This is a genomic window from Mycolicibacterium austroafricanum, assembly GCF_902705885.1.
Taxonomy (GTDB): domain Bacteria; phylum Actinomycetota; class Actinomycetes; order Mycobacteriales; family Mycobacteriaceae; genus Mycobacterium; species Mycobacterium vanbaalenii_A.
In genome coordinates this window covers 1-20,151 of the sequence record NZ_CACSIP010000029.1, presented here as the reverse complement: position 1 = coordinate 20,151, position 20,151 = coordinate 1, and the positions used below count along the sequence as shown (strand labels likewise).

Here is a 20,151-nt window from a genome sequence, read left to right as displayed (position 1 = left end):
ACTGCGCCGCAGCAGGCACTCGCTGCACCCACTCAGCCGGTCAGACAGTAACCGGTCCCCCGCACCGTACGCAGATAGCGCGGCGAGCGTGGGTCCTCACCCAGCTTGCGCCGAAGATTGCCCACGTGCACCCCCAGCGTGGACCGGCCACCGTCGGAGGCATCCCCCCACAGGCTCAGCTGCAGTTGACGACACGTCACCGGTTCACCCGGACTCTCCGCCAGCGTGCACAAGATCTCGAACTCCGTGCGGGTAAGTGACAGTGCCTCGCCGCGCAGAGACACCCGGCGTGCGGCCACATCGATACGGAGATCCCCGAATGCACGGCGATGCATCTCGTCGCCGTAGTCGCCGCCACGTAGTTCGCCGCCGACACCGCAGCGCCTCAGCGCCAGCCGAATTCGCACGTTCAGCGCCTCGATGTCGCCCCCGCAGACGGCCGCGGTACTCACGAGCAGCGGCGTAATATCGCCGTCGCTGAGAGCGACCACGCCGACCTGCGTCTCCTGACGGATGCGGTCAAGCAGGGCCGTGCCCAGCCCCTGAGTGCCGACGCACACCACGACCACATCGGGATCGCCCTCGTGCAGACCTATGCTCGCGGCACGGGGCGAGTACGCCACCTCCACCGCGAAATCGTCGGCACGAAGGTGTCGCGCTACGGTGGCCGCATAGATGCGTCGAGGCTCAACGAGGAGCACGCGGATGCGGCCGGCGGCCGCCGCTGGCGGTACGGAACCGGCGACAACACGGTGCGACTCGATCGTCGTGGCATCCTCCTAGCCGTTCACGAAAACTCGAGCACGCCCATGCATCCTGCGCCGCCCTCGCGAGATAGTCTACCTCAATCTACGTAGTTACTACGTAGATGACGCGCCGATCGGGACATTTAGCGCCGGCTCGCGTCATCAACGGCCTTCGGCGTTGATCCCAGCCGTCCTCGCTGATCCAGGCGGTACAGCGCAACCGCCGACAGCAAGCCTTTGCACTGGTCATCTACGGTTTGACTCCGTAGATGATCTACGGTGTGGACGCAGGCGTCAGGCGGTCAGCGAAGACTTTGCTGGGTGGGCCGATACCCGACCGTCGAAGGGTTCTCGTCCGTCGATCTGCGCATTGGCCGACCCGAACCCGGATCAGAGCTAGGGGCACCTAGTGGTGACAGAGCACCTGGATGAATGCCGGTGTGGCGAGCATCGTGGCGATGGCGGCAACCAGGACAGCGCGATGACGCCACTGCACGTGCCGACGCGTCGGGGTGACCAGTCGCTCGGCGCGGGTGATGACCGCCGTTGCCGCCGCGGCCAGACCTTCGGCCACCGGAGGTCGGTGACCGGCCAGCGCGAGCAACCCCGCCAGTAGAGGACGAGTGCCGACGCGACGAGCGGCGGTATCGTCGGCGCACATCTCCAGCAGTTCCGCCACAGCCTGATGCGCGCAGGCGAACAAGGGCAGGTGAGGAAGGGTGGCTGCGAGGGCACGCAGCACCATGAGGATGTGGTGATGATGCCCTGTTAGGTGAGCATCCTCGTGGGCCAGAACCGCTTTCAGTTGCGCTCGGTTCAACGATTTCACGGCCGCCGAGGTCACGACGATGGCATGGGGGCGGCCGATGACACAGTAAGCGGCGGGAAGGTCCGCCTCGACGACAACGACGTGGGGATGGTCGGTGGGCCGACCGACGATCCGCGCGGCGTGTGCGTGCTCGTGACTTCGAGTGCGAAGCCTGGCCAGGCAGCGTCCCAGTCGCAGCGCCACAACCGCCGAGGTCAATAGCCCCCCGCCGATGAGCGCAATAGAGCCGAGGCGTCCCGCCAGCGGGGTGTGATCGGAGAACCCGAACAGTTCCAGGCAGAGGGTCACGACCGAGCCGTCGAGGATGCTGTTTGACGTCGCGTCGACCGCGAGTACCACTGCCGCCAGCCATGCCGCAAGCACGGCGGCCACCGTGGCCAGCCAGGCGGCCACACCCATGGACGGGCTGACCCCGCCACCAGTAAGGCGCCGCAGTACCGGTGGAGCAAGCCACGCCAACACCGCGCCGTAGAGCACCAGCCACAGAGCCGTCGTCATGATCGCCGCCCCTTACGCAGCGCCGCCTTGAGTTGCGTTGATTGCTCTGTACTCATCTGCTCGACAAAGAATGCCAGCACGGTGTTGGTGTCGCCGCCGGAGTCAAAGGCAGCTTTCATCAGCCGCGCTGACCGCTCCTCACGACTCATCGCCGCCCGGTATACATAGGCCTTGCCGTTGCGCTGCCGTTTGAGCCACCGCTTGCGATACAGGTTGTCCATGGTCGACAGAACCGTGGTGTACGCGATTGGCCGCTGCTCAGACAGGTCCTCGAATACATCACGCACCGTGATCGGCTCCTGGTGATCCCACACCCAGTCCATGACCACCGCTTCGAGATCGCCGAATCCTCGCTGTTCCATCCGCCGCAACTCCTGCTTGCTCTAACGAGGTGGCCGATTCGCACAGCGCGGCACCCTGCAGCCTCTTAATGTAGCCGCCAACAGACCAGATGTCGGGGACCTCGCCGTGGCTGCGCAACCGATTTCGGCCCCGGCGTGCGTCATCGAATCGGAAAGGCACCGGCACCTCGGGCCAACAGCAGTTCCTGCCGGCCCGGTCAGGTGTTACCGAGTTGAGACTGTGACAGGCGTTTCTCCTGATGCTGCAGTGATGTACGTTCCAAACACGTACTAGGCAACTACATACTTACAGCGGTAGTAGGCCGTCAGACATGACGGCGCACTGCCCCGTCCGACTCGCGGTCACCGGCAGCCACCCCACAGGAGAATTGATGCGGCGCCTCACTTCACTTCTCACCACCGGGGTGATTTTTGCGGTGCTGGTGCTGCACACCTCCGGCATCGCAACGGCCGGCCACGGAAGCGAACCTGATGGTGACAGCGAAACGGTCGCAGGACTTGTCGCCGCCGTCGCCGAAGCCAACCAGCACGTCGCCGATATCGGCGCGGACATCCAACACCAGCAGGAGAGCGTCAATCGGACGCTGGTGGAGCTTGCCACCGCCCGCGAGGCGGTCGCCGAGGCGCACCGCACACTCGCCGACAGCGAGAAAGCACTCGCCGACAGCCAAACCGCCATCGACGCCACGCAGCAGCGGTTCGACGAGTTCGCCGCCTCGACCTATATGAACGGTCCCTCGCGCTCACTGCCGCTGGCAAATAGCCCCGAAGACATCCTCTCGGCAGCCTCAATGCAGCAGACCTACCTCATCGCCTTCAGTACGGTCAAAGACGATCTTCGCCGAAGCCAGACCGAACACGCCAACCGACTCTCAGCCGCCAAACAGGCCCGGCTGGACGCCGACGCCGCAGCGGCCGAAGCGCAACGACGGCAGGACAGTGCAGTCGCCGAACTCGTTGCCGCGCAACGCGCATTCACCGATCAGCAGTCCGACCTCACCCGGTTGGCCGCCGAACGCGACTCCGCACAAACCCGACTCACTACTACCCGACCGGTAGCAGCCACCACGCGCCAGCCCACGGCCGCACAACCCGGTACCCCGGTGCCGCCGAGCGGCCAATGGGACCGCTCCAGCCCGGCACCGGCGGACAGCTCGGGCACCGGCCAGTGGGACACCACGCTGCCGATGGTGCCCAGCGCCAATGTGGCCGGCGACCCCATAGCCATCATCAACGCCGTCCTCAAAATCATGGCGACCTCGCTGCAACTCACCGCCAACATGGGCCGAAACTTCCTCGTCAAACTCGGCATCCTCTCCCCTGCGGCCGCCGCCGCAGATCCCGGCATCACCAATGGACGCATCCCCCGCCTCTACGGCCGCCAAGCCTCTGAATTCGTGATCCGACGCGCCATGTCACAACTCGGCGTTCCCTACTCATGGGGCGGCGGCAACGCCAACGGGCCCTCTCGGGGAATCGATCAAGGAGCCAGCACCGTCGGCTTCGACTGCTCCGGCCTCATGCTCTACGCCTTCGCAGGAGTCGGCATCAAGCTCGACCACTACTCCGGATCCCAGTACAACGCCGGCCGCAAAGTACCGTCATCGCAGATGCAGCGCGGCGACCTCATCTTCTACGGCCCCAACGCCAGCCAGCACGAAGCCATGTACCTCGGCGACGGCATGATGATCGAAGCCCCCTACACGGGGTCAGTGGTCAAAATCTCACCCGTACGCAGCTCCGGCATGACGCCCTACGTCACGCGCTTGATCGAATACTGACACCCCGCGCGAGCGCTACGTTCGGCCGCGTCGCTGACACGTCAGTCCGCCCCGACGTGGCCGCTGCGAACAGGCTCCTCCATTGCCTCACGCCGCTGCCTGCGGCGCGGCCGGCGCCAGAAGCGTGGAACAGGGCCGTCGCGCCGGCGATGGCGGCGGCCCACATCACGACAATGACGGCGCACAGGATCAGCCACGTTTGCCGCCCGAGACTGTTCGGGCAGACGTCCATCAGCCAGCGCATATCAGGCCCTCCTCCACAGTGAACGTCTCCCAGCCGCAGGACGTAATCGGTATGAGTCTCGTAAAGATCTGCTGAAGATCGCGCCGCTTCGGACGGTCGTGCGCCGCCGCGGCTGCTCAGCGGGCACCATGCGGGATATGAAGGATCACCCGGGTACATCACATGAGCAGGCGAAGGGATACCGCGTCCTGGTCGTCGACGACGAACTTCCGCTGGCGAAGTGGTGGCCAGCTATCTAGAACGCGAGCAGTTCGAGGCGGTCGTGGCCGGCGTCGATTGTCACATCAGCGTCGTTGTGGGCCGCGTCGCTGCTCGCAGCGCTCGGCGATGACTGAGAGTCTGTTGTCGCATTCGAACAGGCAGTGATGAACAGGTCCGACGCCGCCAACGCCGCAAACCCAGTTCGACATCGCTTGTGCTGCACCGCGCATCCTTCTCATACAACTTCGTGACACCAGGCCACGCGGGAAGCGCTCTCGCCGCCTCGGTCCAGCCTCAAGATTCCGAGTATGGGTCGGTTCGTGTCCCGATGAAGACTTGATGAAGAAGCCGCACTGTCCTGTCGGTACGCGCAGCCCTGCCCAGGGCGTCATACCAGCGTCGCGCCGTTGCCCTGTGCCGCCCATCTACTGATGCACTACGTAGATAGTCCGCGACCGGAAGGTTTCACCGTGCAGCTCCGCAGATTCGTTGCCGCAATTCTGACCGGAGCCCTCGCCGCGGCGTGTTCGTCGAACGCCCCCGACAGCGCGCCGCCCGCGATAGTGCCAGGCATGGTGCACATCCACGGTCTCGGCATCAACCCGTCCGACGAAACCCTCTATGTAGCCACTCATTACGGCCTCTACACAGTAGAGCGCGATCGGGCGCCACAACGAGTCGGCGATCTCAGCCAGGACTTCATGGGCTTCACCATCACCGGGCCCGACGAATTCTTGGCCAGCGGCCACCCCGATCCGGCCGATCGTCAACAACCGCCACACCTAGGCCTCATCAAAAGCAGCGACGCCGGCCAATCCTGGGAAAATGTGTCGCTGCACGGCAGCGCCGACTTTCACGCACTCGAGTACCGCCACAGCCGGGTCTACGGTCACGACAGCCAGTCGGGCACGGTGATGGTCAGCCTCGATCAGCAGTCCTGGCAGCGGCGAGCACAAATCGCTGCCTCGGACCTCGCAGTATCACCCGCGGACGCCGACGAGATCCTCGCGACCACACGCCAAGGGCTCCTCCGAAGCAACGACGGCGCAATGACATTCGCCGCAGTCAACGGTGCACCGACACTGGCGCTCGTCAGCTGGCCCGAGCGCGGTCCCGTCCTCGGAGCTGACCTCGAAGGAAACCTCTACACCAGCACCGACAACGGGCAGACCTGGCAGCCACGACACGCCCTAGACGTCAAACCTCAAGCACTTCTCGCCGCTAGCGACGGCCAGGTCTACATCGCCACGGATACCGCGATCTACACCTCCACTGACGACGGTGCCTCGGTGAACGTCCTCACCGCTGTCGATTAGACGGCCAGCAGAGGAACACGAAGCCACCACAGGGTCCGCTCACCTCAGTCCGCCAGCCCACGTCGGCCCTGGCCTGGGACACTTCCCGACCCGACCGTCCCCCTCGCTCACACTATCGACGAGATCAACGAATGGACGGTCCTCAGCACCAGGTCTTCAGCAGTCGCCACCGCGCCACCTAGCGGCGGCGACCTAGTACCGCCGGACGTTATGAATCGGCGCGGAGGATACCGCGGCTGATCGCCGCCATCTACCTGGCAGCCACCGACATTCGTAATGCCGAGTCGTCGGCAGTGGCGGTACTGGCGGTCGCCGGCGCATCGTCGATTGGGGTCACGGCGTTGGTGAATTTCGCGCTGCACTCGACATTTCGGTGGCTGCTTTCCGCTGCGGCGGCACTCTGGATCGTGGCGACGCTGGTGGCGTGCTGTCGTGACCTTCCGGGAGTGGGCCTGGCAGGTACCCCGTCCGCGCATGCACCCCGGAGTGCACACCATGGGCTCTTTCCAACGATTCCCCGCCCTTGGTCGGTCACCGAGCCACCGGACGTCATGATGAAGAATCACCCTGTCACGTTCGAGGTCGTTCTCGGCCATCTAAGGAAGCGAACGTTTGCGGTACTTTCGACGACCGACGAAGAGGGCAAACCGTGCTCAGCGGGAGTCAACTACCGCGTGTCTGAGCTCGGCGGTGCCGTCTCCATCTTCGTAATGACCCGCCGGCACCTGAAGAAGGCGCGCAATGTCGTGCGGCTTTCGCGGGTCTCGCTCGTGGTTCCGCTGCCCAGGCGGCTCCTGTGGTTCCTCCCACCAGCAACCCTCCAGTTGAGCGGACACGCGAAGATCCTGGACTGGACTGACGACGAAGGGCGGGATGCCCTCCGCCAGTTCTGGATAGGCCGCCGAATCCTCAAGGCTTACGAAGAGTCTTACCGCCGCGGCGAAACGCGAAACTGCTTCCTGAAGATCACACCAGATCCTGCGATCAACACCTACATGGTCGGCTCCAACATCTGGCAGCTCAGGAATCACATGGAATCAGGTGCGGCCAAAGTAATCGACCCGCGCGGGAACATATGAGCAACGGGGCGGGTCGGCTTGATGATCATGCGGCGGGCTGATGCGCCGCACGCGGGAGGGCCAATCGGCACGCTGAATTGCACACCCTCGACGCCCACACGGGCGGGCCCGGTCATGCAGCTGAGGTATCCGTCGCACTTCTGGTGACGTTGGCCCCTTGACAGATTGATACCCCATAGGGGTATATTACTCCCATACCCCCAAGGGGTATCACGGAGGAGGAGTCATGGATGCGACGACACCCGGGTATGCAGGCTCGAAGGACGCACATCTCAAGCGACTGCGCAGAATTGAGGGGCAGGTCCGCGGTCTTGCGCGCATGGTCGACGAGGACGCCTACTGCATTGACGTGCTCACCCAGATCTCGGCAGCAACCAAAGCGCTGGAGTCGGTGGCGTTGTCGCTTCTCGACGAACATCTGTCCCATTGCGTCCGTGACGCAATCCACCAGGGTGGCGAGACGGCCGAGCAGAAGATCGATGAGGCCTCGGCGGCAATCGCGCGTCTCGTCCGTTCCTGAGCACACATCCGAAACCGCCCATCCCGCAAGCGAAAGTAGCCAGAAATGACCCGACAGCCCACCGCCACCCTGCCCCTGGTCCCGTCTACCTCCTCGGGCTGCAGTTGCTGCGCACCGAGATCCTCCGACACACGCCCACCAGCATCGGTCAAGGAGAACGCCATGAGCACGACCACAACCACCAAGTCCTACGCCGTCACCGGCATGACCTGCAGCCACTGCATCGCCGCGGTGAGCGCAGAACTCGGCGCACTCGCCGGTGTTACCGACGTTCATGTCGATCTGGTTACCGGAGGCATCTCCACCGTGACGGTTTCCAGCGACACACCACTGACCACGGAGCAGATCACCTCCGCACTCGATGAGGCCGGCGACTACCGCCTATCCACCGATCAACCTCGCTAGCGCTCGACTTCGCGCGAACCCGAACCAAAGGACAGAGCATGACCCTGCCGAATCACGTCGTCGGTGTCGATCAACCCCACAGCATCGAGTTGTCGATCGGCGGGATGACCTGTGCATCGTGTGCAGCCCGGATCGAAAAGAAACTGAACAAGATCGATGGGGTCGAGGCCAGCGTCAACTATGCGACCGAAAAGGCCAAGGTGGCCTACCCCAACTCCGTCGATCCGGCAGTGTTGATCGCCGCGGTGGAAGCGACCGGCTACACCGCAACCGCCCCCGCGGCGCCGAACGACGCGGCCCCGACCGCGGATTCCGGCCCGGACACGGGCGAAGCCGACTCCTTGCGGAGCCGATTGCTGATCTCCCTGGTTCTGACGGTGCCCGTGATCGCGATGTCGATGATCCCCGCACTGCAATTCACCAATTGGCAATGGCTCGCGCTGACCTTGGCCTCTCCCGTCGTGGTGTGGGGTGCATTGCCATTCCACCGCGCAGCCTGGGCCAACGCCCGCCACCGCGCTGCCACGATGGACACCCTGATCTCACTGGGCGTCAGCGCCGCGTACCTGTGGTCACTGTGGGCGCTGTTCATCGGACACGCCGGCATGCCGGGGATGAGGATGGCCTTCAGTCTGCTACCCGACGCGGGTTCCGAGACCGAGCACATCTACCTCGAAGTCGCCGCCGCGGTGACGGTGTTCATTCTGGCCGGCCGCTACTTCGAGGCGCGCGCCAAGACACGATCCGGTGCCGCGCTGCGGGCACTGCTCGACATGGGCGCAAAAGATGTCGCCGTCGTGCGTGACGGTACCGAAATCCGCATTCCAACAGCAGAACTCAGCGTCGGAGACGTATTCGTGGTGCGACCGGGTGAGAAGATCGCCACCGACGGGGTCGTGACCGACGGCTCGTCGGCAGTCGACGCATCGATGCTCACCGGGGAATCCGTGCCCGTCGAGGTCCGTCCCGGCGACCACGTCACCGGTGCCACCGTCAACGCCGGTGGCCGACTGCTCGTCCGCGCCACCCGAATCGGCGCCGACACCCAACTCGCGCAGATGGCGCGCCTGGTCGAAGACGCCCAGAACGGCAAGGCATCGGTACAGCGCCTGGCCGACCGGGTCTCGGCGGTCTTCGTACCCATCGTCCTGGCGCTGTCGGTCGCAACGCTGGCGGCCTGGCTGCTCACCGGCCATTCAGCGACAGTCGCATTCACCGCGGCAGTCGCCGTCCTGATCATCGCCTGCCCCTGCGCGCTCGGCCTGGCCACCCCCACCGCCCTCATGGTCGGCACCGGCCGCGGCGCCCAACTGGGCATCCTGATCAAGGGACCGCAGGTGCTCGAGTCCACCCGCCGAGTCGACACCATCGTGCTCGACAAGACCGGAACCGTCACCACCGGCCGCATGAGTCTCGTGGGGGTGCATCCCGGCGCAGGCCAGAACTCCGATGAGCTCCTCGAGTTCGCGGGAGCCTTGGAGAGCGCGTCTCAACACCCCATCGCGGAAGCGATCGCCGCCTCAGCAGCCGCCGGCGGCACGCTGCCAGCGGTCGAAGACTTCTCCAACCACAACGGCTACGGCGTCAGCGGCGTCGTCGCCGGCCATGCGGTCCTGGTTGGACGGCTCAGCTGGCTTACCGACGACTGGTCGCTGACAGCCCCCGACGACCTCACCTCCGCCGCCGAACACGCTCAGTCCCAGGGCCACACCCCGGTATGGGTGGCCTGGGACGGGGCGGTGCGCGGCGTCATCGTCGTCGCCGACACGGTGAAGGGCACCTCCGCGGACGCCATCGGCCAGTTCCGCAAGCTCGGCCTGCGTCCGTTTCTGCTGACCGGCGACAATCGGCGCGCCGCCCTCGCCGTCGCCGCAGAGGTCGGCATCGACCCCGACGACGTGATCGCCGAAGTCCTCCCTGCCGACAAAGTCGACACCATCAAAAGCCTGCAAGCGCAGGGGCGAACCGTCGCCATGGTCGGCGACGGCGTCAACGATGCCGCCGCACTGGTACAGGCCGATCTGGGCCTGGCGATGGGCACCGGATCCGACGTCGCCATCGAGGCATCCGACCTGACACTGGTGCGCGGGGATTTGCGCGCAGCCGCCGACGCCATTCGATTGGCCCGGTCAACCCTGAGGACCATCAAGGGAAACCTGTTCTGGGCCTTCGCCTATAACGTCGCCGCACTTCCCTTAGCGGCACTGGGCCTACTCAATCCGCTGATCGCCGGCGCCGCAATGGCCTTCAGCTCGGTCTTCGTGGTCAGCAACAGCCTGCGGCTTCGCCGGTTCACCAGCAGCGCATCCCCTGGGCAGACGGAAGACGTCCACGTTGCGACAGTGCCGCCAGGGGGCGACGAGTACCGCAGGGCCCACACCGCACCATAACCCCAGGCTGGGCACCTCACGCTTTAGCGAATACGCCCGCGGCGCGGGACTCCCCCGCCGCGGGCTTGGCGCTGGCGTCAGTTATCGGCGCACAGCCTCGCGCAGTATCGCCAATCGTTCGCGGTAGTGCGTTTCGTCGATCTCGCCACTGGCGAATCGCGCCGCTAGCAGTTGTTCGGCTGTGGGCGCGTCACCGCGTGGCGCTTGCGGGCTGCCCGTGGTGTATCTGATCAGAGCGACGATACCGACGATGATCAAGCCCCAGAACAGCACCATCCCGACGCCCATCCCCGCGTATCCCCACCAACCCATGTCGTGGTCGTACCAAAACATCATGACCGTTCCTCCTCTTGATGTATCCGTGGCCGATAGGCCACAGTCTTACGGTTTGCGTCTCGTCCCGACAGGGCCAAGAGCACTGCGCTTCAAGGTCTTTGGGCTCATTGCCGCTGACCGTGCGAAGGCGCGGCACCGGGTTGGGGCGAGTAGTTCAGGCTCGTCATCATGCCGGCTTCCTGGTGATAGGTGTTGTGGCAGTGCATCATCCAGACGCCCGGGTTGTCGGCGGCGAGCGCCACCGTCAGCTCTTGCATCGGCAGAACGATGACAGTGTCCTTGCGTGGGCCCGGAGTCCCGTCCGGCTTGATCACTTGAAAGGTGTGGCCGTGCAGGTGCATGGGATGCCACATCATGGTGGTATTGGTGAAGGTCAACGTCGCCTTCTGGCCTTGCCTCACAGTCAGTGGGACGGTGTCTTCGAACGGTCTGCCGTTGATCGTCCAGTCGTAGGACGCCATGGAACCGGAAAGCCGGGCCGACAGAGCGACATCGGCCCTGCTGACATCCAAGACCGCCTCGGGCGCGGCGGTGAACACGCCGACGGTGCCGACCCGGCGCTGCAGTTCGGGTGGCATGAACGTCGGATCGGGTGCGGCACCGGCGCCGGTCGACAGTAGGGCTCGCGCGAGCGCGTTCTTCCCTTCGGCCGAAGCGACAAAGGGGAACACGCCGTCACCGGTGGTGATGAGCGCGTCATAGCGCTCACCCATGCCGATCAGCAGCGCGTCCACCTCGGTCGTCACCACAGGGAAGCCGTCGGTGTGGGTGACAGTCATCCGGTGCCCGGCCAACGCGACCCGAAATGCGGTATCGGAGGCGGCGTTGATGATCCGCATCCTTATCCGCTGCCCAGGGCGAGCGGTGAGAGTGGTCGGTGCCGCCGGAATGCGACCGTTCGCCAGGTAGAAGGGGTAGCTGACGTCACCCGCGTTGCCCCCGAGAAGCGGGCTCGCGCCCACGCCGCCGACACCGGGAACCCCTGGCATTCCAGGGGTGTTCCGCTCATGCCGGGCATGCCACCCGAGTGGCCGCCGGCCCCCGTTACGGGACGCAGCCCGTCGTAGAGCTGCTGCGGGCTGGAGCCAATGCCGTCGGTCCAGTCATCGAGCACCACGATCCACTCGGCGTCGTAGCGTCCCGGCTCGGCCGGATCGTCGATGATGACCGGCGCGTAGAGCCCGTAGTCGGCGTCGAGGCCGGTGTGCGGGTGTGCCCAGTAGGTACCGGGATGAGGCGCGGAGAACCGGTAGGTAAAAGTCGATGACGGGTCGATGTTCGGGGTCGCCGGCGTTGCGCCATCCATGTCGTTGCGCAGCGCGATGCCATGCCAGTGCAGCGAAGACGGGTGGTCCAGACCGTTGGTGACGCTGATCGCCAGTTCGTCGCCGACGTTGGCGCGGATCAACGGTCCGGGAACGCTGTTGTTGTACGCCAGTGTGCGGGCGACGGGTCCGCCTAGGTCGATGTCCGCCGGCCCAGGTGTCAACGCCGCGGTGACAGTGCGCCCGGTGTGGGGCCGCGCGGCTTCGGCGACCGCGATCGGATCCGGAGCCGGGTTGACACTTGTGGGCTTTCCGCACGCGGCCATGGCCGCGGTACTGGCGGCGAGGGTGGCCGCGAGAAACGTGCGTCGTGTCAATATCGTCGTGCCGACGCTTTGACGGTTCACGCGCGTTGCGGGGGTTTCGTCGTTGCGACGCAATCATCAATGCCGAGGCCGGGTACCTGTGCGTCGCGCTGAATTTCGATGTCCTCCCGACGCTGCGGCCTGTTCGCCCCGAGTAGCGCCGCCAGCGCCGCGATCACAGCTCCCCAAAACGCGAGCAGCATCACGATGGCCAGCAGGCAGCCACCCCAACCCCACAGGGCGCCGGCTTCGTTCCACCACGTCATCGGGGTCACCTCCTTCGCGTTCCACACTCGTGCGGTCGAGTAGCGAATCGACGATGGTTTTATGAAGATTCACTCAAGACCTGGGTCGCGGGTTCCTGAATCCCTTCGGGGCGGCACGATGAGGACATGGAAAAGCCTGCGGCCACCCCTTCTGCGGGTTATCGAGCGTTGGTGGTCGACGACGAGGTACCGCTGGCCGAAGTCGTGGCGAGCTACCTCAGACGCGAGCAGTTTGACGTCAGCCTCGCCCACAGCGGAGCGGACGCCTTGGCGCAGGCCCGTGAGATCGACCCGGACGTGGTCATCTTGGACCTCGCGTTGCCGGGCATCGACGGCGTGGAGGTATGCCGCCAACTTCGCACGTTCTCCGATGCCTACGTGGTGATGCTGACCGCACGCGATACCGAAATGGACACCATCGTGGGCCTGTCGGTCGGTGCCGACGACTATGTCACCAAACCTTTCAGTCCCCGCGAATTGGTCGCGCGGATCCGCGCCATGTTGCGCCGGCCTCGCACCGTCGCAACGCCGATCAGTGCTGCGACCGCGGCCGACGAACCCCCGCCGCGGGCCTTCGGGCCGTTGGCCATCGACGTTGCGGGCCGACAGGTATTCATCGACGACGAACCAGTTCTGCTCACCCGCACCGAGTTCGACATCTTGGCCGCGTTATCGTCGCGGCCGGCCGTGGTCTTCAGCCGCCGCCAACTCCTCGAGGCCGTGTGGGGCGACTCCTGGGGTGGCAATGAACATCTCGTCGACGTCCACATCGGACATCTGCGCCGCAAATTGGCGGATGACCCCGCCGATCCCCGCTACGTGATCACCGTCCGCGGAGTCGGATACCGAATGGGAAGCGGCCAATGAGGACAGACACGAGCATTCAACCCAGGTCGCGGCGCAGTCCTGGAGTCGGGGCGCGACTCCTGCTGGCGCAAGCCTTGGTGCTCCTCGCCGGCGGCGCAACCACCGGGGTCGTCGCCGTCATCGTCGGTCCACCGCTGTTCCGAGAACACCTGAACCGCGCCGGACTTCCTCACTCATCCAATGAACAGTTCCACGCCGAGGAGGCCTACCGGTACGCCACCGCGATCTCCATCGCGGTGGCGATCGGCGTAGCCGCATTGACCGCCCTGGTTGTGACCTGGTACTTCAGCCGTCGCCTGCAGCACTCCATCGCCGAGGTCGCATCGGCCGCCACTGCGGTCGCCGACGGCCGCTATGACATCCGTGTGTCGCCGCTGCGCTTGGGGGAGGATTTCGCGAACCTGTCCCGCGCGTTCAATCGGATGTCCGAACGGCTCGAATCGGTCGAGACCACCCGGCGCCAACTCTTCGGTGACCTCGCCCACGAGATTAGGACACCCGTCTCGGTACTCAAGGCCTACATCGAGGCCGTCGAGGACGGAGTGAAAACCCTTGACCCCGAGACGGTTGCCGTGCTCAACGATCAAGCCAGCCGGCTGGTGCGCTTCTCCGATGACTTCGCCGCGCTCGCTCAAGCCGAGGAAGGTCCCGGCGCGGTCACACCGCAGTGGATCGACCCCCGGGCCGCGATCGTCACCACCGTGTCTGCCGCAGCCGACCGATACGCCCAGAAGGATGTCGCGCTGATCTTCGATGCCGCGAACCCGCTGCCCGAGGTGTGGGTCGACCCTCTGCGCCTCGCGCAGGTGATCGGGAACCTTCTCGACAACGCTCTGCGCCACACCCCCGCGCGAGGCCGCGTCGAGGTCGACGCGGCGGCAAAGCCCGGCGAAGTGATCATCACCGTGCGCGACAATGGTGATGGCATCGCTGCCGAGCACCTCCCGCACGTGTTCGAACGCTTCTACCGCGCCGATGTGGCCCGCGATCGAAGCCACGGCGGCGCGGGGATCGGGTTGGCCATCGCCAAAGCACTCACCGAAGCCCACAGCGGCCGCATCACTGCGGCCAGCCGCGGACCAGGAATGGGCAGCACCTTCACCATCGAGCTACCCGCACGCACGGACCGCCCATGACCACTAATCGAACTCGACAACGCTGTCATGAAACATGACTCGCGCGACACGCAGCCATGCCCTGACTTCTACAACGAGGCCAGGATCTTGTTCATGGTGTCGATCTCCTGCTGCTGGCTGGTGACGATCGAGCGTGCCAACGCGACCGTATCGGGGAACTGGCCGTCCTTGATCTCATTCTGCGCCATAGTAATTGCACCCTCATGATGCTTGACCATCTGCGTCAGGTACAACTTGGAGGCTTCCACCCCCTGGGCGTTTTGCAAGGCGGCCATGTCCTCCTCGGACATCATGCCCTCCATCCCCGGCATATCACCCATACCGGGCATGCCCGGCATATCGCTCATGCCCGGCATCCCAGGCATCATCGATTGAGTCGGCGCACCAGATTCGCTGGGCGCGGCACTGGCGCTGGGCATCCCACTGTGACCGGGCATGTCGTCCATTCCGGGCATCATCGGCATCGTGGACATGCCCCACTGCGTGAGCCAGGCCTGCATCTGTTCGATCTCGGGAGCCTGAGCAGCCTTGATCTGCTTGGCCAGGTCCACCACTCGCGGGTCGATTCCCTGCTTACCCAATAGCATGTCGCTCATCTCGATGGCCTGTTGGTGATGCGGGATCATGTGCTGGGTGAACATGGCGTCAGCCTGATTGTGGGCTTCGGTGGCCGATGTCGACGAAGGCGCCGACACCGACGACGACGAAGCTCCCTGCGTAGTGCTGGTATTACTACACGCACCAACGGTGACCAGCGCCGCCAAGGTGGCCGCACCGACGGCCAGCGTCTTCCTCTTCATCACAACAAGTCCCTTCCCGGGTTTCACGGTCGATGCGGCTGCAGCGCGCCCAGTTTGACGCGCGGGTATCCCGACCTGTCTTCGAGCATTCGCGCCGCCGGTATGGCCCGACTAGTCGTTCTATGAAGATTCGATAAAGAACGGCAACCGCCCTTGGCGTCGGGAGGTCCGCGGCGCAGCCTTGGCTGTGTTCGCCCCACAGGACCATCGAGAGGACCGGCATGACCATCGCACTGTCGACAGCGCTGCAGACGTCGTTCGCCGACGCTGTCGCTCGCACCCGAGCCGCCCTGACAGAGCAGGGTTTTGGCGTCCTGACCGAGATCGATATGAAGGCGACGCTCAAGGCGAAGCTGGGCGAGGACATGGAGGAGTACCTCATTCTGGGCGCCTGCAACCCACCATTGGCTCACCGGGCAGTGAATGTGGACCGTCAAATCGGCCTGCTGCTGCCCTGCAACGTCGTTGTCCGAGCCGACCGTGCAGACGACACCTCCGTCATCGTCGAGGCGATGAACCCGCAGATACTGGTCGAGGTGACCGGAGAGCCGGCTTTGCGTGACGTCGCCGACGAAGTGACGCGAAAGATGCAGGCCGCCATCGACTCACTTCAGACTGCGGCCGCACCCGCCTAGTCCCTCAAACACAGAACAGCGACGGCACGCGGAGCGTTACGACTTGGCGCCCGCCTCCGCTGACGCCGGTACGGGAAGCTTCAATCTCTTCAGCATCAACGCATTGACGGCCACGATGAAGCTGGAACCTGACATCGAGAGGGCAGCGATCTCGGGCCGCAGCACCAAGCCGAGCGAAGGTACGAAAACCCCAGCCGCGATGGGCAATGCGATCACGTTGTAGCCGACCGCCCATCCAAGGTTCTGCCGCATCTTTCGTAGCGTGCCCCGGCCGATCCGCAGCGCGATCGCGACGTCGAGCGGGTCTGATCGCATCAACACCAGATCTGCGGTTTCGATGGCGACGTCGGTGCCTGCACCGATCGCCACGCCGAGATCAGCTTGGGCGAGCGCCGGTGCGTCGTTGACGCCGTCGCCGACCATGGCGACCTTCTTGCCCTGTCGTTGCAGCTCAGCGATCTTGGCTGCCTTATCACCTGGCAGCACCTCGGCGATGACCGTGTCGATTCCCAGTTGCGCGGCGATGCGATCGGCAGTGGCCTGATTGTCGCCACTGAGCATGACCACCTCGACACCGAGGTCGTGCAGCGCGGACACCGCTTCGGCAGACGTCTCGCGCACAGCGTCCGCCAAGGCGATGACACCGACTCCCCGGCCGTCGACGCCCACCAAGACCGCCGTGCGTCCGCTGGCGGCGAGTTCGTCGCGGCGTTGCATCAACACGCCGAACTCGACGTCCTCCTCGACCATCAGCTTGCGATTGCCGACGGCAACGCGGCGCCCATCTACCGTCGCGACAGCTCCGTGACCGGGCACGTTACGGAAACCAGTCAGTGACGCCGAAGCGATCCCGTGCGCGGCCGCGTAACGCACGATCGCCCCCGCCAGCGGATGCTCGGACTCAGTTTCGACCGCAGCCACCATGGCGAGTACTTGATCCTCTGGAATGCCGTCGACGACGACGTCGGTCACTTCAGGCTCGCCCTTGGTCAACGTGCCGGTCTTGTCCATGACGACGGTGTCAATGCGCGCCGACGTCTCCAACGCGGTCGCATTCTTGAACAACACTCCCCGCTTGGCACCCAACCCGGTGCCGACCATGATCGCGGTCGGAGTCGCGAGTCCCAACGCATCGGGGCACGTGATGACCACGACAGTGATGGCGAACAACAACGCGGTCTGAACACCGGCGCCGACCGCCCACCACACCAGGAAGGTGGCAGTGCCGCCAATCAGCGCCACCAGCACCAACCAGAACGCTGCCCGGTCGGCGAACCGCTGCCCGGGGGCTTTGGAATTCTGCGCTTCCTGAACCATCGCGACGATCTGAGCCAGCACCGTGTCGGAGCCGACCTTCGTTGCCACGACCCGCAACGTGCCGGTGGTGTTGATCGAGGCGCCAATCACCTTCGAGTCCGGCGCCTTTGACACCGGCAAGCTTTCCCCGGTGACCATCGACTCGTCGACGTCTGACGTCCCCTCGGCCACCGTGCCATCGACGGGAATCTTGGCACCGGGCCGGATGAGCAGGAGGTCACCCACTGCCACCTCGGCGGTCGGAATCTCCACCGGCTCACCGTCGCGCAGCACAATCGCCATCGGGGGCGCCAGCTCGAGCAGGGTGCGAATTGCATCGTTCGCGCCACCGCGAGCTCGCATCTCGAACCAGTGCCCCAACAGAACAAACGCCGTCAGCACCGAGGCGGCCTCATAAAACACCTCACCGCCGCCGGTCAGCGTCACCCCGAGGCTGTAGAGCCAGCCTGCGCCGACCGCCACGGCAACGAGCACCATCATGTCCAAGGTGCGGGCCCGTAGCGCTCGCCAGGCACCGTCGAAGAAGATCCACGCCGAGTAGAAGACGACCGGCAGGCTCAGCAACAGGGTGAACACGTCATCGCGCAGCCCGAACGGCGCAGGCACGGTGAACCCGAACATATCGCGGCCCATCGGCGACCACAGCATGATCGGAATCGACAATGCCAGCGCTACCAGGAACCGGTTGCGCATATCGCGGACCATCTGATCCATCGACATGCCGGCGTGTCCGCCGCCGTGACCCATCGCTTCTTGCGGAGTTCGTGCCGGCGCGGCCTCATGCGCATGCACCTCCCCGGAAGTCGGCGACGGAGCCGACGCTGGCTGCTCGTGCAGGGTGGCCGCTCGGTCGTGATGGGGCTCGGACATCGGATCGCAGACGTGATCTGGCACCGACCGCCCCGCGCAGTGAAAGCCGCAATCACGTATCCACCCGGCCAGGTCAGCGACCGAGGTCGTCGCCGGGTCGTAAACCACTGTCGCCGTTTGATTTACCGCATTGGCTTCGACCGACGTCACGCCCGGACGTCTAAGCAGAGCGGCCTCCACCACCGCCGTCGAACTGGCCCAGTTCAATCCGTGTACGTCGAGAATCGTCGACTCCGTCATAGCGTCTCTCGTTCAGTGTTACCAAAGCGGCTCCGATGTCCTGCGACCTGCGCTGTCCTCGCCATCCCCATCCCGCATCCGTCAGGCTAGTCATCTCAATCACTCACCCTTGCGGTGATCGATAAGCCTGCAGTGCTGGTTCGACAAAGATTCGATGAAGATTGCGCGCAACACGCCCGCAGCGCTGTGGTGACGCCACGGGCAATGTTGCCGTCCGCGTGGACGCGACGAAAATTTCCTGTGGCCGAGACGAAAGCCAGCATGACGGCCCACATGGCCGCGCGGGCTAGGAGACTCAGGTGCGCTCGGCGACGTTCAGATGTGCTGCCCGCCGTGCTTCACCACTACAGCGAAACTCGCCCCCAGCCGGAGGATGTCCAAGAGTAGCCAGCATCGCCGCCGGTGCCTGCGGTGTCGCCTCTCTGTCATGAGCCCCCACGCCATCGAGACTACGCGCGCTGCCAGCCGCCGCAGCGTCGGGAAAGTTCGTAAACAACGTGTTGCGACACCGCCCGCTACGGCCACGTACCGCCGCCCAGCCTGCCCCCAGCCGACACACCAGCCACGCCCCTCCAGGTGAGGGCCAGACTCACCACGGCGTGGGCTGGTCGCCAAGCAGCGCTGCCTGCACCGCGGCGGATCCCAGCCGTGCCGCACCGCGTCGCGTTATGGCACCGATCGTTCGCGCCGCACGTCGCGACTATCGAAGCGCCGCAACGCATAGCGGCCACCGGGGCGCATCCGCTCCATGTTGTCGCTCTGGCGGCCGACCTTATCTGGGATGACGCCAGCCTCGGCATGTCGCTTTCGGGGTTGTCAAGACGCCCGTCCCTCAGCCGCGAACAAGTCGCCACATGCCCCACCATGCGACGGGAGCAAGAGCGAGAACGGTCCACATTCCAGGGACGTAGGCAGTGATTCCGCTGGGGTTCAGCCAGGGAAAGACGGCGAAGTGAGCGAGTTCAGTCAGACCCATGGAGGCGAAGAATGTCCAGGCCAGGTAACGACCTAGGGGGTGGTTGCGGCGCATCAGGATGGGTGTCAGCAGCCAAGCGCCAACCGACACCGCGACGAGCAGCAGGACTGGCAGGGATGTCGCGGAGGGTTTGGAGGTTCCGGTAACCGTCGCCAGAAACGCGAAGAACTCCATCTGCTTTTCTTCGACGCGGTGAAGTAGGAAGAGGCTCAACGCAATCCAGAATGGCATTCGGACATCTGCCCAGAGCCCGCCGGCGGGGAAGAACAGCCACAGCAGGAGGCCGCCGGCAAATCCGGCGGTGAAGATCGTCATTGTCAGTAGGTCGAAGGCCCACCATCCCAGGCCCAGCGTCACAGCGGTGATCCCCGTTGCGGCCGCGACAGCCCAGCGGGGTCGTTCCGGCAGGCGTTTGGTAAGCGGCGCCGTCGGTTTCATCTGTTGGTGAGGGCGGCGAGGTCGTCGGGAATGGGCATGGGTGTCATGAGGCCGGCCGTCACGCGGCCGGTGTTGCCGACGGGATAGCGGCCGGTCAGTGAGCCAGGGGCGGCGACCATCAGGCGTAGGACCTGGCCGATGGCTTCGCGGCGGTCGTGCTGGCCTAGCTGTACTGACCTGAGAGGTTAGGTAAGCGGCTGGCGGGTGCTTGACCCTTGAGTGAGGTGTGGCCGCGGTGGTGATTGTAGTGATGCACCCAGAGCGGGAAC

The 20,151-nt window shown here is 65.0% G+C and carries 17 protein-coding genes and 3 pseudogenes; 9 read left to right on the top strand and 11 right to left on the bottom strand.

The genetic code is table 11. From position 1 onward, the window contains the following. Nucleotides 1-32: 32 nt before the first annotated feature. From BEMPMBAN_RS19190 to BEMPMBAN_RS19180, 3 genes are all read right to left on the bottom strand, one after another. The gene (locus tag BEMPMBAN_RS19190; protein WP_234897572.1) at nucleotides 33-629 is read right to left on the bottom strand and encodes a winged helix-turn-helix transcriptional regulator; all 597 of its coding nucleotides are present in this window, start codon (nucleotides 627-629) and stop codon (nucleotides 33-35) included. 523 nt (nucleotides 630-1,152) lie between these two features. After that, a complete protein-coding gene (locus BEMPMBAN_RS19185; protein ID WP_159232845.1) occupies nucleotides 1,153-2,073 on the bottom strand; it encodes a M56 family metallopeptidase in 921 nt (306 codons plus the stop codon). After that, entirely contained in the window at nucleotides 2,070-2,435 is a 366-nt protein-coding gene (locus BEMPMBAN_RS19180) for a BlaI/MecI/CopY family transcriptional regulator (protein ID WP_159232844.1), read from the bottom strand. The genes BEMPMBAN_RS19185 and BEMPMBAN_RS19180 overlap by 4 nt, the downstream gene beginning before the upstream one ends. A gap of 371 nt (nucleotides 2,436-2,806) precedes the next feature. On the opposite strand from BEMPMBAN_RS19180, the gene ripA reads away from it, so the two are divergent. The 6 genes from ripA (at nucleotide 2,807) to BEMPMBAN_RS19145 (ending at nucleotide 10,371) form a co-directional block, all read left to right on the top strand. Further along, a complete protein-coding gene (ripA, locus tag BEMPMBAN_RS19175; protein ID WP_159232843.1) occupies nucleotides 2,807-4,216 on the top strand; it encodes an NlpC/P60 family peptidoglycan endopeptidase RipA in 1,410 nt (469 codons plus the stop codon). A 915-nt stretch (nucleotides 4,217-5,131) separates the two neighbouring features. Next, nucleotides 5,132-5,977, top strand: a complete 846-nt coding sequence (locus BEMPMBAN_RS19165) for a F510_1955 family glycosylhydrolase (protein WP_159232842.1) — start codon at nucleotides 5,132-5,134, stop codon at nucleotides 5,975-5,977. A gap of 293 nt (nucleotides 5,978-6,270) precedes the next feature. After that, nucleotides 6,271-7,056, top strand: coding sequence for a pyridoxamine 5'-phosphate oxidase family protein (locus BEMPMBAN_RS19160; protein WP_234897571.1), 786 nt, complete (start codon nucleotides 6,271-6,273; stop codon nucleotides 7,054-7,056). Between the two features lie 226 nt (nucleotides 7,057-7,282). Beyond that, nucleotides 7,283-7,576, top strand: a complete 294-nt coding sequence (locus BEMPMBAN_RS19155; RefSeq protein ID WP_159232841.1) for a metal-sensitive transcriptional regulator — start codon at nucleotides 7,283-7,285, stop codon at nucleotides 7,574-7,576. Between the two features lie 162 nt (nucleotides 7,577-7,738). Continuing rightward, a complete protein-coding gene (locus BEMPMBAN_RS19150) occupies nucleotides 7,739-7,981 on the top strand; it encodes a heavy-metal-associated domain-containing protein (RefSeq protein ID WP_159232840.1) in 243 nt (80 codons plus the stop codon). Nucleotides 7,982-8,019: 38 nt separating this feature from the next. Then, nucleotides 8,020-10,371 carry a heavy metal translocating P-type ATPase gene (locus BEMPMBAN_RS19145; protein WP_159232839.1) on the top strand — a complete coding sequence of 784 codons (2,352 nt, stop codon included), beginning with the start codon at nucleotides 8,020-8,022 and terminating at the stop codon, nucleotides 10,369-10,371. 81 nt (nucleotides 10,372-10,452) lie between these two features. Here BEMPMBAN_RS19145 and BEMPMBAN_RS19140 read toward each other — a convergent pair whose 3' ends face one another. From BEMPMBAN_RS19140 to BEMPMBAN_RS19130, 3 genes and pseudogenes are all read right to left on the bottom strand, one after another. Further along, nucleotides 10,453-10,707, bottom strand: a complete 255-nt coding sequence (locus BEMPMBAN_RS19140) for an SHOCT domain-containing protein (RefSeq protein ID WP_159232838.1) — start codon at nucleotides 10,705-10,707, stop codon at nucleotides 10,453-10,455. A gap of 104 nt (nucleotides 10,708-10,811) precedes the next feature. Then, nucleotides 10,812-12,379 (bottom strand): annotated as a pseudogene (locus tag BEMPMBAN_RS19135) (multicopper oxidase family protein). After that, entirely contained in the window at nucleotides 12,376-12,603 is a 228-nt protein-coding gene (locus tag BEMPMBAN_RS19130; protein ID WP_159232837.1) for a hypothetical protein, read from the bottom strand. Before BEMPMBAN_RS19130 ends, BEMPMBAN_RS19135 begins: the two are co-directional and overlap by 4 nt. Nucleotides 12,604-12,729: 126 nt before the next feature. On the opposite strand from BEMPMBAN_RS19130, the gene BEMPMBAN_RS19125 reads away from it, so the two are divergent. Further along, nucleotides 12,730-13,470 carry a response regulator gene (locus BEMPMBAN_RS19125; protein WP_011780858.1) on the top strand — a complete coding sequence of 247 codons (741 nt, stop codon included), beginning with the start codon at nucleotides 12,730-12,732 and terminating at the stop codon, nucleotides 13,468-13,470. Continuing rightward, nucleotides 13,467-14,606, top strand: a complete 1,140-nt coding sequence (locus BEMPMBAN_RS19120; protein WP_159232836.1) for a sensor histidine kinase — start codon at nucleotides 13,467-13,469, stop codon at nucleotides 14,604-14,606. Before BEMPMBAN_RS19125 ends, BEMPMBAN_RS19120 begins: the two co-directional genes overlap by 4 nt. 68 nt (nucleotides 14,607-14,674) lie before the next feature. Here BEMPMBAN_RS19120 and BEMPMBAN_RS19115 read toward each other — a convergent pair whose 3' ends face one another. Continuing rightward, complete coding sequence (locus tag BEMPMBAN_RS19115) at nucleotides 14,675-15,406, bottom strand: DUF305 domain-containing protein (protein WP_159232835.1); 732 nt, start codon at nucleotides 15,404-15,406, stop codon at nucleotides 14,675-14,677. Nucleotides 15,407-15,627: 221 nt separating this feature from the next. On the opposite strand from BEMPMBAN_RS19115, the gene BEMPMBAN_RS19110 reads away from it, so the two are divergent. Further along, nucleotides 15,628-16,041 (top strand): DUF302 domain-containing protein, encoded by a 414-nt coding sequence (locus BEMPMBAN_RS19110; RefSeq protein ID WP_011780861.1) that lies wholly within the window; start codon nucleotides 15,628-15,630, stop codon nucleotides 16,039-16,041. Nucleotides 16,042-16,077: 36 nt separating this feature from the next. Here BEMPMBAN_RS19110 and BEMPMBAN_RS19105 read toward each other — a convergent pair whose 3' ends face one another. The 4 genes and pseudogenes from BEMPMBAN_RS19105 to BEMPMBAN_RS19090 form a co-directional block, all read right to left on the bottom strand. Continuing rightward, entirely contained in the window at nucleotides 16,078-18,468 is a 2,391-nt protein-coding gene (locus BEMPMBAN_RS19105; RefSeq protein WP_159232834.1) for a heavy metal translocating P-type ATPase, read from the bottom strand. An 832-nt stretch (nucleotides 18,469-19,300) separates the two neighbouring features. Further along, nucleotides 19,301-19,801 carry a hypothetical protein gene (locus BEMPMBAN_RS19100; RefSeq protein WP_011767890.1) on the bottom strand — a complete coding sequence of 167 codons (501 nt, stop codon included), beginning with the start codon at nucleotides 19,799-19,801 and terminating at the stop codon, nucleotides 19,301-19,303. A gap of 77 nt (nucleotides 19,802-19,878) precedes the next feature. After that, nucleotides 19,879-20,049 (bottom strand): annotated as a pseudogene (locus tag BEMPMBAN_RS19095) (DUF3703 domain-containing protein); the annotation flags it as partial. Further along, a pseudogene (locus tag BEMPMBAN_RS19090) lies at nucleotides 20,046-20,151 on the bottom strand (IS481 family transposase); the annotation flags it as partial. The pseudogenes BEMPMBAN_RS19090 and BEMPMBAN_RS19095, both read right to left, overlap by 4 nt.

What these genes read in the sequence shown, in the direction of transcription:
- BEMPMBAN_RS19145 (WP_159232839.1), top strand. Translation starts at nt 8,020, where the DNA reads ATGACCCTGCCGAATCACGTCGTCGGTGTCGATCAACCCCACAGCATC.
- BEMPMBAN_RS19105 (WP_159232834.1), bottom strand. Translation starts at nt 18,468, where the DNA reads ATGACGGAGTCGACGATTCTCGACGTACACGGATTGAACTGGGCCAGT.
- BEMPMBAN_RS19120 (WP_159232836.1), top strand. Translation starts at nt 13,467, where the DNA reads ATGAGGACAGACACGAGCATTCAACCCAGGTCGCGGCGCAGTCCTGGA.
- BEMPMBAN_RS19130 (WP_159232837.1), bottom strand. Translation starts at nt 12,603, where the DNA reads ATGACGTGGTGGAACGAAGCCGGCGCCCTGTGGGGTTGGGGTGGCTGC.
- ripA (WP_159232843.1), top strand. Translation starts at nt 2,807, where the DNA reads ATGCGGCGCCTCACTTCACTTCTCACCACCGGGGTGATTTTTGCGGTG.
- BEMPMBAN_RS19185 (WP_159232845.1), bottom strand. Translation starts at nt 2,073, where the DNA reads ATGACGACGGCTCTGTGGCTGGTGCTCTACGGCGCGGTGTTGGCGTGG.
- BEMPMBAN_RS19125 (WP_011780858.1), top strand. Translation starts at nt 12,730, where the DNA reads ATGGAAAAGCCTGCGGCCACCCCTTCTGCGGGTTATCGAGCGTTGGTG.
- BEMPMBAN_RS19155 (WP_159232841.1), top strand. Translation starts at nt 7,283, where the DNA reads ATGGATGCGACGACACCCGGGTATGCAGGCTCGAAGGACGCACATCTC.
- BEMPMBAN_RS19150 (WP_159232840.1), top strand. Translation starts at nt 7,739, where the DNA reads ATGAGCACGACCACAACCACCAAGTCCTACGCCGTCACCGGCATGACC.
- BEMPMBAN_RS19140 (WP_159232838.1), bottom strand. Translation starts at nt 10,707, where the DNA reads ATGATGTTTTGGTACGACCACGACATGGGTTGGTGGGGATACGCGGGG.
- BEMPMBAN_RS19115 (WP_159232835.1), bottom strand. Translation starts at nt 15,406, where the DNA reads ATGAAGAGGAAGACGCTGGCCGTCGGTGCGGCCACCTTGGCGGCGCTG.
- BEMPMBAN_RS19110 (WP_011780861.1), top strand. Translation starts at nt 15,628, where the DNA reads ATGACCATCGCACTGTCGACAGCGCTGCAGACGTCGTTCGCCGACGCT.
- BEMPMBAN_RS19180 (WP_159232844.1), bottom strand. Translation starts at nt 2,435, where the DNA reads ATGGAACAGCGAGGATTCGGCGATCTCGAAGCGGTGGTCATGGACTGG.